Origin of the sequence: Cupriavidus basilensis (assembly GCF_008801925.2) — a bacterium.
GTDB lineage: Bacteria > Pseudomonadota > Gammaproteobacteria > Burkholderiales > Burkholderiaceae > Cupriavidus > Cupriavidus basilensis.
Genome location: NZ_CP062803.1, coordinates 603010 through 614471 on the forward strand (window position 1 = coordinate 603010; position 11462 = coordinate 614471).

Consider the following 11462-nt stretch of genomic DNA (forward strand, 5'->3'; position numbering starts at 1 on the left):
GCATATTCGCCCGAATTCTAACGTATGCGACGCTACTCTACGTCGGCCGAGCCGTCCCCCGCCCAGCCTTCCTCCCTCTTCGGCAAATCCAACGTTCCCCGCAGCGATTGGCAGACCGTGCGCAACCTGTTGCCCTATGTCTGGCATTACAAGTGGCGAGTGATCCTGGCGCTGGTGTGCCTGGTGGCGGCCAAGGTGGCCAACCTGGGCGTGCCGGTCCTGATGAAGAAGCTGGTGGACAACATGAATGTTCCCGCCGGCAGCGCGAGCGCGCTGCTGGTGGTGCCGGTGGGGCTGATCGTCGCCTACGGGATACTGCGCTTGTCCGGCACGCTGTTTACCGAGTTGCGCGAGATCCTGTTCTCCAAGGTCACGCAGAGCGCGGTGCGCGAGATCGCGCTGCAGGTGTTTCGCCACCTCCACGCGCTGTCGCTGCGCTTTCACCTGGACCGCCAGACCGGCGGCATGAGCCGCGATATCGAGCGTGGCACGCGCGGCATCCAGTCGCTGATCTCCTACTCGCTCTACAGCATCCTGCCGACCCTGGTCGAGATGGGGCTGGTGATGGGCTTCTTCATCCTGCACTACGACATCTGGTTCGCCGCCATCACGGGCTGCGCGCTGCTGAGCTACATCGTGTTCACCATCGTGGTGACCGAGTGGCGCACGCACTTCCGGCGCAAGATGAACGAGCTGGATTCGCGCGCCAACCAGAAGGCGATCGATTCCCTGCTCAACTTCGAGACCGTCAAGTACTTCGGCAACGAGGAGTACGAGGCCGGCCGCTATGACGAGAACCTGCGCAAGTACCGCACCGCGGCGATCCGCTCGCAAAATTCACTGTCGTTCCTCAATTTCGGCCAGCAGGCCATCATCGCCACCGGCCTGATCCTGATCCTGTGGCGCGCCACCGTGGGCGTGGCGGCGGGCAAGCTCACGCTGGGCGACCTGGTGCTGGTCAACACGCTGATGATCCAGCTGTACATTCCGCTGAACTTCCTCGGCGTGATCTATCGCGAGATCAAGCAGGCCACCACTGACATGGACCGCATGTTCGTGCTGCTGGGCACCAACCGCGAGGTCGCCGACGCGCCGGACGCCGCGGCCCTGCGCGTGCAGGGCGCGGCGGTGCGTTTCAACCATGTCGGCTTTGGCTACGAGAGCAACCGCGTGATCCTGGACGACGTGGACTTCGCCATCGCCGCCGGTACCACTACCGCAGTGGTAGGCCACAGCGGTTCGGGCAAGTCCACGCTGGCGCGGCTCTTGTTCCGCTTCTATGACGTGAGCAGCGGCGGCATCGAGATCGACGGCCAGGATATCCGCACGATCACGCAGGACAGCCTGCGCCGCGCCATCGGCATCGTGCCGCAGGACACTGTGCTGTTCAACGACAGCATCTACTACAACATCGCCTATGGCCGCCCCGACGCCAGCCGCGACGAAGTCATCGAGGCCGCGCGCGCGGCCCAGATCGACGGCTTTATCCGCGAGCTGCCGCAGGGCTACGACACGCCGGTGGGCGAGCGCGGCCTCAAGCTGTCGGGCGGGGAGAAGCAGCGCGTCGCCATTGCCCGCACGCTGCTGAAGAACCCGCCGATCCTGGTCTTCGATGAAGCCACCTCGGCGCTGGACTCCCGTACCGAGCAGGCCATCCAGGCCGAGCTGATGCGGCTGGCGCAGAACCGCACCACGCTGCTGATCGCGCACCGGCTCTCGACGGTGGTGCATGCCGACCAGATCCTGGTGATGGACCGCGGCCGCATCATCGAGCGCGGCACCCATGCCGAACTGATGCGGCTCGACGGCCGCTACGCCGAGATGTGGCACATCCAGGCGCGCAGCGCGGCACAGAGCGAGGCCCCCGTGGAAGATGCCGCGCTGGCCATCGAAGCTGGCGACGCAACCCAGGACGCCTGACACGGCAATCGCCGGGACCGCAATGGATTGTCAACAATCCATTGCGGCAAACCGTCCCGAAACATCCGGTTGCACGAATTTGGTTCGACAATAGGTGGCGTATCCGCCCCATCGTGGTGCGTGTTTGCATGGCACGCGCCTTGCAGACGAACTATCCAGGAAGACGACTAACTGGAGAGAGTTCAATGCCGCTATTCCGTGCCGCCACCCCGTTCGAGGCCACTGCCGCTCACGCCGGCGCCGAGCCCGCCCACGCCGCGTTTGGCGCTGCCGCATCCACCGCGCGCCGCCGCTGGCTGCAGCTTGGCATGGCGCTGGGCACCGCCCTGGTGCTGTCGACACAATTTGCCGGCGAGGCACACGCCCAGACCAAGGTCCGCTTCCAGCTCGACTGGCGCTTCGAAGGCCCGTCGGCGCTGTTCCTGCTGGGCGAGCAGAAGGGCTACTACAAGGCCGAGAAGCTCGATGTGTCGATCGACGCCGGCAACGGATCGGGCAACGTGGTCAACCGCGTGGCCTCCGGCACCTACGACATGGGCTTTGCCGACCTGGCCTCGGTGATGGAGTTCTACGGCAACAACCCGGATGCCAAGAACAAGCCGGTGGCCGTGATGATGGTCTACAACAACACCCCCGCCGCCGTGCTCGCGCTGAAGAAGTCCGGCATCAAGACCCCGCACGACCTGGCCGGCAAGAAGCTCGGCGCACCGGTATTCGACGCCGGCCGCCGCGCCTTCCCGATCTTCGCCAAGGCCAACGGCCTGCAGGCATCGAGCTTCAACTGGCAGGCGATGGACCCGACCCTGCGCGAGACCATGCTCACGCGCGGCGACCTCGACGCCATCACGGGCTTCTCCTTCACCTCCATCCTCAACCTGAATGCGCGCGGCGTGAAGGATGAGGACATCGTGGTGCTGCCTTACCCGCAATACGGCGTGAAGCTGTACGGCAACGCCGTGATCGCCTCGGAAGACTTCCTCAAGAAGAACCCGGAGGCGGTCAAGGCCTTCCTGCGTGCCTTCGCCAAATCGGCCAAGGACGTGATCGCCAAGCCGGAAGAGGGCATCAAGGCGGTCAAGGCGCGCGACGGCATCATCGACGAGAAGCTCGAGACCAAGCGCCTGAAGTTGGCGCTGGACAGCGTGGTCAAATCGCCCGACGCGCGCGCCGAGGGCTTTGGCCGCGTCAACAAGCCGCGCCTGTCGCTGATGGCTTCGCAAGTGGCTGACGCCTTCGGCACCAAGGGCCGCATCAACCCCGACAACCTGTGGACCGACGCCTACCTGCCGTCCGCAGCCGAACTGGATGTGCTGCGATGACGGTGGGCACTACCTCACTGCGCACAGGGGCAGCGCTCCCTCCTGACCTGCCGGGCGAGCCGGCGGCGCAACCCTTCGTCGAGTTCAACCGGGTCTGGCTCGCCTATAACGACGAGCTCGCCCGCCAGGGTGAGTTCGCCATCGAGGACATCTCGCTGCAGGTCGAGCCGGGCGAGTTCATCGCCATCGTCGGGCCATCCGGCTGCGGCAAGTCCACCTTCATGAAGCTGGCGACCGGGCTCAAGCCGGCCACGCGCGGCGTGGTCAAGATCGCCGGCGAGAAGGTCGCTGGCCCGCTCAAGATGGTTGGCATGGCCTTCCAGGCGCCGACGCTGCTGCCCTGGCGCACCACGTTGCAGAACGTCATGTTGCCACTGGAGATCGTCGAGCCCTACCGCTCCACGCTGCGCCAGAAGCGGGATGAGTACACGGCGCGCGCACGCGAGCTGCTGCGCACCGTGGGCCTGGCCGGCTACGAGGACAAGTACCCGTGGCAGCTCTCCGGCGGCATGCAGCAGCGTGCCTCGATCTGCCGCGCGCTGATCCACGAGCCGCGCATGCTGCTGCTCGACGAGCCCTTCGGCGCGCTCGATGCCTTTACCCGCGAGGAGCTGTGGTGCGTGCTGCGCGACCTGTGGCAGGCCCAGCGCTTCAACGTGATCCTGGTCACCCACGACCTGCGCGAGGCCGTGTTCCTGGCCGACACCGTCTACGTGATGAGCCAGCGCCCGGGGCGCATCCTCACGCGCAAGGAGATCGACCTGCCGCGTCCGCGCGACCTCGACCTGACCTATACCGAACCCTTTGCCGACCTCGTGCATTCGCTGCGCGAGAAGATCGGCCACGTACGGCAGCACTGACCATGAGCACTTTTTCTTCCTCGATGAGCGCGGCTCAGCAACGCCGTGTGCAGCGCGTGGCGCCGTGGCTGTTGCTGGGCACGTTCCTGCTGCTGTGGCAGGGCGCGTGCCTTGTGTTCAATGTGTCGGACTTCATCCTGCCCAGCCCCAGTGCGATCGTCACGTCGCTGTTCGAATACTGGGATGTGATTGCCGGCCACGCCTGGCGTACCTTCTGGACCACCATGGTCGGCTTTGGCCTCGCCATCATCGTGGGCGTGGTGCTGGGTTTGCTGATGGGCTCGTCCAAGCTGGCGTACGCCGCCGGGTATCCGCTGATGACGGCGTTCAATGCGTTGCCGAAGGCAGCCTTCGTGCCGATCCTGGTGGTGTGGTTCGGCCTGGGCGCCGGCCCGGCGATCCTGACCGCCTTCCTGATCTCGTTCTTCCCGATCATGGTCAATATCGCTACGGGGCTGGCTACGCTGGAGCCCGAACTGGAGGATGTCCTGCGCGTACTTGGTGCAAAGCGCACCGATGTGTTGCTCAAGGTCGGGCTGCCGCGGTCGATGCCTTACTTCTTTGCATCGCTCAAGGTGGCGATCACGCTGGCTTTCGTCGGCACTACCGTGTCCGAGATGAGTGCCGCCAATGAAGGCATCGGCTATCTGCTGGTGTCCGCCGGATCGGCGATGAAGATGCCGCTGGCGTTTGCCGGGCTGGTGGTGATTGCCGTAATGGCGATGGTGATGTATGAGTTTTTTGCGGTGGTGGAGAGGCGGATGACGGGGTGGGCGCATCGGGGGTGAGGGGGGATGAAGGGGGGCTTGCGTCTTTGGCTGTTTCTTTGAGCGGTGATAGTTTTTGCACCCAACAGCCGTACGACATCCCCCTGCGGGGGCTGCCGGTCACTCTTCTTTGCGTCGGCAAAGAAGACTAACGAGAAGAAAGCCGACCCTGCCGGGGGCAGAGCAATCGGGCTTATGTGGGGCTGTGGTTGCGTCGTACGGCCCGGAGTGTTGGCGGGCATCTGCCGGTACCGGCTTGACTGCCCACGAATCTGCCAGCCTCCAGGATTCGTGGTGAGGCCCCCGGTAGCCGATATCACTTGCTTCAAGCCGTCTGTCGCTCGCGGAGTAACCGGCCACGAAGTTGCAGGCGCACCGGTTCCGTCGTGGGCGCGGTGGCACCGCCTTGATTAGCCCAAGGCCTTGACCACCGCGCCCGCCCCACCACGAAACCATTGACGGGCGATGTGTCGTGATGGCGCGCGCCGGTAACGGCAGATTGGCGAACGGGCACAGACTCCACTACCGGGGGCCGCACCACGCATCCCGGAAATCGGCAGCGTCGTGGCCGGTCAAACCGGTACCGGCAGATGCCCGCAGAACTGAGGCCATACGACGAAACCAGCGTCCCTCGCACCCGCGATTGCTCTGCCCCCGGCAGGGTCGGCTTTCTTCTCGTTAGTCTTCTTTGCCGACGCAAAGAAGAGTGACCGGCAGCCCCCGCAGGGGGATGTCGTACGGCTGTTGGGTGCAACAACCAACACCGCTCAAAGAAACAGCAGACCAACCCCAATCACGCATAATCCAAAGGCAAAGCCGTCGTGTACTTGATCTGCTCCATGGCAAAACTAGAACTAACATCCGCCAGCTCAGCCCCCTGGATCAGCTTCTTGTAGACCCGATCATACGCAGCGATATCCGGCACCACCACGCGCAGCAGGTAATCGGTATCCCCGGCCATGCGGTAGAACTCAGTCACCTCGGGGATCGAGGCGACCAGGTCATGAAAGGTCTTGAGCCATTTGACGCTGTGCTGGCTGGTGCGGACCGAGACGAATACCGTCACGCCCACATTCAGCAGCGCGGGGTCCAGCAGCGCCACGCGCTTGCGTATCACGCCGCTTTCCTCGAGCTTCTGCACGCGCCTCCAGCACGGCGTGGAGGTGAGGCCCACCCGCTCGCCCAGCTCGGCCACCGGCACGGTGGCGTCTTCCTGGAGAGCGGCAAGTATCTGGCGGTCGTATCGGTCCATGGCAAATCCTGTTGGCGCGCAGCGTCGTCCGGGTGCCTGGCCGCCTGCCGCCCGCAAGGCTCAGGCCGCGTCCACCAGCAGGTTCACACCGCTGCAGATGTGTTCCTGGTCCACCCCATAGATATGCAGCGACACGGCCACCGTGTCGCTGTCGTTGCCGAGCGCATGGATATGGCGCAGCCCGGCCGGCACGCTGAAGGTATCGCCCACCGTGCGCGTGATCTCGCCGCACGGATGCGCCTGCCGCGCTTGCGCGTCCCAGCGGTAGTGGCGCTCGTGCAGCGTGCCGCGCAGCACCCGGTAGGCGCACCAGGTCTGGTGTCCGTGCACCGGGCTGTGCTGCCCCGGCCGCCAGACGATCAGCATGGCGGAGAAGCGCGCCAGCGGATCGGCGTGCACCAGGTGGCGCACATAGCCCTCAGCCGAGCCTTCGCGCAGCGACTCCGGCAGCAGCGCCAGCAGCGTGGCGGCGTCCGGCAGGCTGGCTTCGATGCCTTGCGCCACCATGCGCGCGCTGGCGGCAAAGGCGGTCGACATGCCGTCGGACAGCGGGGCAAAGAGATCCGGCTGGCCGTCGGCCGTGTCGAGGGTGCCAAGGACGCCGGCGCTGCGTGCGTGGCTGGCAATATCGGTAACGGCTTGCTGGGTGGCCATGAAGGGCTCCTTGTTGGTTTGCGACCATCATAGCGTCCGTCCCGTAGCAAGCACGTGCGTCTTGTCGTGCAAATTCGCGTGTAAGTGTAATCGCATTCCAATAAAACTCAACCATATAGAATATTATTCCTGGCGGTGGCGAAACTGCGGGAAGCCGGTGGATAATGCCGCCTCATGGAAATCAAGTGGCTTGAAGACTTCGTCAGCCTGGCCGAGACGCACAGCTTCTCGCGCTCGGCCGAGCAGCGTCATGTGACGCAGCCCGCGTTCTCGCGCCGGATCCAGTCGCTGGAGTCCTGGGTGGGCACGGAGCTGATTGACCGCTCCAGCTATCCCACCAGCCTGACGCCGGCGGGCAAGGTGTTCTACGAGCAGGCCCTGGCCATGCTGGCGCAGGTCAGCGAGACCCGCGCGCTGATGCGGGGGCAGCGTTCGGCCAATGCCCAGGTGCTGGAATTCGCGGTGCCGCACACGCTGTCGCTGACGTTTTTCCCCGAATGGCTCAAGGCGGTGGAGCGCGAGATCGGCACGCTGCCGTGCCGGCTGCGTGCGCTCAACGTGCATGATGCCGTGCTGGCGCTGGTCGATGGCGGCTGCGATCTGGTGATGGTCTACCACCATGCGCGCCAGGCTATCCAGCTCGATCCCGCGCACTACGACATGATGGTGCTGGGCACCGAGCGGCTGTCGCCATACAGCGTGCCGGACGCTACCGGCAAGCCGCTGTACCGGCTGCCGGGCACGGACAAGAAGCCGGTGCCCTTCCTCAGCTATACGCCCAATGCCTTCCTCGGCCGCATGGTCGACATGCTGCTGTCGGAGACCACCGACGCGCTCAAGCTCGACAAATGCTACGAGACCGATATGGCCGAGGCGCTCAAGGTGATGGCGCTGTCCGGGCATGGCATGGCCTTCCTGCCGGAGAGCGCGGTGCGCGAGGAACTGGTCCAGCACCGGCTGGTGCGCGCGGAGGCCGCGCGCGGCGCGCCGTTGTCGATCGACATGGAAATCCGGCTTTACCGGGAGAAGCCGGGCGAACACGTCAACGAGCGGCGCAGTGCGCAGGTTCGCAACAAGCGCCAGCTGGTGGAGCGCGTGTGGTCTTCGCTGGCGGCGCAGGCGTTGCCAGCACTGCCGAAGCCCTGAAGGCGCGCAGCTGGCGCGCCGGGTACACGGCCACATTGTCGGGAAGGTCGGCACGGGGCGCCATAGGCCCTTGGTCAAAGGTTATGCAAAGCATGCATAACGGGATAATCAAACGGCATTGGCTTCGGCGGGGCCGCCTCCCCTAAGCTGGCGGCACCTTCATACCGGAACCAAACGATGTCTTCCGCAGCGCCGTCCAATCCTGCCGTCAAGAACCACACCTTGCCTTCCTACCTGAACGCCGATGCGCTCGGGCCCTGGGGCATCTACCTGCAGCAGGTCGATCGTGTCACGCCTTACCTGGGCTCGCTGGCCCGCTGGGTCGAGACCCTGAAGCGCCCCAAGCGCGCGCTGGTGGTGGACGTGCCGATCGAGATGGATAACGGCACCATTGCCCACTTCGAAGGCTATCGCGTGCAGCACAACATGTCGCGCGGCCCGGGCAAGGGCGGCGTGCGCTTCCACCAGGACGTGACCTTGTCGGAAGTGATGGCCCTGTCGGCCTGGATGTCGGTCAAGAACGCCGCGGTCAACGTGCCGTACGGCGGCGCCAAGGGCGGTATCCGCGTCGATCCGCGCACGCTCTCGCGCTCGGAGCTGGAGCGCGTCACGCGCCGCTATACCAGCGAAATCAACTTCATCATCGGGCCCAACAAGGACATCCCGGCGCCCGACGTCAACACCAATGAACAGGTGATGGCATGGATGATGGACACCTACTCGATGAATTCCGGCAGCACCGCCACCGGCGTGGTGACCGGCAAGCCGATCTCGCTGGGCGGCTCGCTGGGTCGCCGCGAGGCAACCGGCCGCGGCGTGTTCGTGGTGGGTTCCGAGGCGGCGCGCAACCTCGGCCTTGAGATCAAGGGCGCACGCATTGCCGTGCAGGGCTTTGGCAATGTCGGCGCCGTGGCCGCCAAGCTGTTCCATGAGGCTGGCGCCAAGGTGGTGGCGGTGCAGGACCACCGCACCGCGCTGTACAACCCGGCCGGCCTGGATGTGCCCGCCATGATGGAATATGCCTCGCACAGCGGCACCATCGAAGGTTTCCACGGCGAGACCATCTCCGCCGAGCAATTCTGGCAGGTGGATTGCGAAATCCTGATCCCGGCCGCGCTGGAAGGCCAGATCACAGCCCAGAACGCGCCCCACATCAAGGCACGCATGGTCATCGAAGGTGCGAACGGCCCGACCACGCCCGAGGCCGACGACATCCTGCGCGAGCGCAATATCCTGGTGGCGCCCGACGTTATCGCCAATGCTGGCGGCGTTACGGTCTCCTATTTCGAATGGGTACAGGACTTTTCCAGCTTCTTCTGGACCGAAGAGGAAATCAACCAGCGCCTGGTACGAATCATGCAAGAGGCATTCCGGGCGATCTGGCAGGTCGCTCAGGACAACAAGGTTACCTTGCGCACGGCCGCCTTCATCGTGGCGTGCACGCGGATTCTTCAGGCGCGCGAAATGCGTGGTCTCTATCCCTGATGCCTGACGCGGCTTGGCGCCGCAGCGTCGCTACCTGGCGATGCTGCGGTGCAACAAGCTTATCCAGGATTGGTAACGCGGCTGCCGGGCTTCCCGGCAGCCGCGTTGTCGTATGCGCTCGCTGCCCCGCGCACGCCAGGGGGGCTCCCGTGCTGGCGAGGCGTTGCCGCAAGGCGCGGTCCGACGCGCTGGCGCAACGGTTTACGGCAGTGGATGCATGCCTCGTTTGCCTTGCAAACCATGCCTTAGATGGCGCTGTTAGGGGAAAAACCCGTTGTCTTGAGTGCTTGCCTGCGCAATACTATTTCGTCGGCGGGTGGTTTTTTGTTAGAGTCCCGCCTTTCTCTTCATGGTCAAGGAGATGTTATGAATGTTGCCAAGTTGGCTTCCCTGATGATTGCTGCTGGCGTGCTATGCGGTACCGCGCAAGCTGCCGAGCAACTGACGGGCACGCTGCAGAAGATCAAAGACACCGGTGTGATTACGCTTGGCGTTCGTGAGTCGTCGATTCCGTTCAACTACAACCTCGGCGGCGTGCGCCAGGTCGGCTATTCCTACGACATCAATGTCAAGATCGTGGAAGCGATCAAGGATCAGCTGAAGCTGCCGAACCTGCAGGTCAAGGAAATCCCGATCACCTCGCAGAACCGCATCACCCTCCTGCAGAACGGCACCATCGACATCGAGTGCGGCTCGACCACCAACAACCTCGAGCGCCAGAAGCAGGCATCGTTTACCACCAGCATCTTCATCATCGGCACCCGCATCATGGTGAAGAAGGATGGCGGCATCAAGGACTGGGCCGATCTCAAGGGCAAGAACGTGGTGACGACTGCCGGCACCACCTCGGAACGCCTGCTGCGCAAGATGAACGATGACCAGAAGCTGGGCATGAACATCATCAGCACCAAGGACCATGGCCAGTCGTTCCTGACGCTGGAATCGGGCCGTGCCGTGGCCTTCATGATGGACGATGCACTGCTGTATGGCGAACGCGCCAAGGCCAAGAACCCGGCCGACTGGATCGTGGTGGGCAAGCCGCAATCGCGCGAATCGTATGGCTGCATGATCCGCAAGGACGATGCACAGTTCAAGAAGCTGTCGGACACCGTGATCACGGGCATGATGAAGGATGGCTCGATCAACACGCTGTACACCAAGTGGTTCCAGCAGCCGGTCCCGCCCAAGGGCCTGAACCTGGACTTCCCGCTGTCGGAAGACATGAAGGCACTGTTCAAGACGCCGAACGACAAGGCACTCGACTGATACTGGGATTCCGGTTGTGTGAAACGGAAGGCATGTCCTTCCGTTTCTTTTTGAGGACACATCATGAACTACAGCTGGCATTGGGGTGTATTCCTCGAACAAGCGGCCCAGAACGAGACCTACCTGGACTGGATGATTTCCGGCCTGAAGGTCACCATTGCACTCGGGCTCTCGTCGTGGATCATCGCCCTCATCATCGGCTCCGTGCTCGGCGTGCTGCGCACGGTGCCCAACAAGTGGCTGTCCGGCGTGGCCGCGACCTACGTCGAGATCTTCCGCAATATTCCGCTGCTGGTGCAGTTGTTCATCTGGTATTTCGTCATGCCCGAGCTGTTGCCCGGCGGCGAGTCGTTCAAGCAGATGAACCCGTTTGCCCAGCAGTTCCTGGCGGCCGTGCTGTGCCTGGGCACCTTTACCGCGGCCCGGGTCTGCGAGCAGGTGCGCTCCGGGATCAACTCGCTGCCGCCCGGCCAGCGCAACGCCGGCCTGGCGATGGGTTTCACGCTGGCCCAGACTTACCGTTATGTGCTGTTGCCGATGTCGTTCCGCGTCATCGTGCCGCCGCTGACCTCGGAGTTCCTGAACATCTTCAAGAACTCTGCTGTAGCGTCGACCATCGGGCTGCTGGAACTGGCGGCGCAGGGGCGCCAACTGGTGGACTACACGGCGCGCCCGTATGAGTCCTTCATTGCGGTGACCATCATGTACGCGCTGATCAATATCGTGGTCATGCTGCTCATGCGCTGGGTCGAAGGCCGCACCCGCGTGCCCGGCTTCATCGGCGGCAAGTAAG

Annotated in this window: 10 protein-coding genes; 8 read left to right on the forward strand and 2 right to left on the reverse strand. The window is 64.0% G+C overall.

Annotated elements, in window-relative coordinates; genetic code table 11:
• Positions 1-24 precede the first annotated feature (24 nt).
• The 4 genes from F7R26_RS02665 to F7R26_RS02680 all read left to right on the forward strand — a co-directional run bounded on the left by F7R26_RS02665 (position 25) and on the right by F7R26_RS02680 (position 4887).
• Positions 25-1920, forward strand: a complete 1896-nt coding sequence (locus F7R26_RS02665) for an ABCB family ABC transporter ATP-binding protein/permease (RefSeq protein WP_150987937.1) — start codon at positions 25-27, stop codon at positions 1918-1920.
• 185 nt (positions 1921-2105) lie between these two features.
• Positions 2106-3239: an ABC transporter substrate-binding protein gene (locus tag F7R26_RS02670; RefSeq protein ID WP_193692119.1), complete on the forward strand. Its 1134-nt coding sequence runs from the start codon at positions 2106-2108 to the stop codon at positions 3237-3239.
• Complete coding sequence (locus tag F7R26_RS02675) at positions 3236-4099, forward strand: ABC transporter ATP-binding protein (RefSeq protein ID WP_150987939.1); 864 nt, start codon at positions 3236-3238, stop codon at positions 4097-4099. The genes F7R26_RS02670 and F7R26_RS02675 overlap by 4 nt, the downstream gene beginning before the upstream one ends.
• A 2-nt stretch (positions 4100-4101) precedes the next feature.
• A complete protein-coding gene (locus tag F7R26_RS02680) occupies positions 4102-4887 on the forward strand; it encodes an ABC transporter permease (RefSeq protein WP_150987941.1) in 786 nt (261 codons plus the stop codon).
• 772 nt (positions 4888-5659) lie between these two features.
• Here F7R26_RS02680 and F7R26_RS02685 read toward each other — a convergent pair.
• Both F7R26_RS02685 and F7R26_RS02690 read right to left on the reverse strand, forming a co-directional pair.
• Positions 5660-6118, reverse strand: a complete 459-nt coding sequence (locus F7R26_RS02685; protein ID WP_043343633.1) for an Lrp/AsnC family transcriptional regulator — start codon at positions 6116-6118, stop codon at positions 5660-5662.
• 60 nt (positions 6119-6178) lie between these two features.
• Positions 6179-6772: a cysteine dioxygenase family protein gene (locus F7R26_RS02690; protein WP_150987949.1), complete on the reverse strand. Its 594-nt coding sequence runs from the start codon at positions 6770-6772 to the stop codon at positions 6179-6181.
• Between the two features lie 174 nt (positions 6773-6946).
• On the opposite strand from F7R26_RS02690, the gene F7R26_RS02695 reads away from it, so the two are divergent.
• From F7R26_RS02695 to F7R26_RS02710, 4 genes are all read left to right on the forward strand, one after another.
• On the forward strand, positions 6947-7918 hold the full coding sequence (locus tag F7R26_RS02695; protein WP_150987952.1) for a LysR family transcriptional regulator: 972 nt from the start codon (positions 6947-6949) through the stop codon (positions 7916-7918).
• A 177-nt stretch (positions 7919-8095) separates the two neighbouring features.
• Positions 8096-9403: a Glu/Leu/Phe/Val family dehydrogenase gene (locus F7R26_RS02700; protein ID WP_150987955.1), complete on the forward strand. Its 1308-nt coding sequence runs from the start codon at positions 8096-8098 to the stop codon at positions 9401-9403.
• A 366-nt stretch (positions 9404-9769) separates the two neighbouring features.
• Positions 9770-10669 carry a glutamate/aspartate ABC transporter substrate-binding protein gene (locus F7R26_RS02705; protein WP_150987958.1) on the forward strand — a complete coding sequence of 300 codons (900 nt, stop codon included), beginning with the start codon at positions 9770-9772 and terminating at the stop codon, positions 10667-10669.
• Between the two features lie 63 nt (positions 10670-10732).
• Positions 10733-11461, forward strand: coding sequence for an amino acid ABC transporter permease (locus F7R26_RS02710; protein WP_150987960.1), 729 nt, complete (start codon positions 10733-10735; stop codon positions 11459-11461).
• Position 11462: the final 1 nt, after the last annotated feature.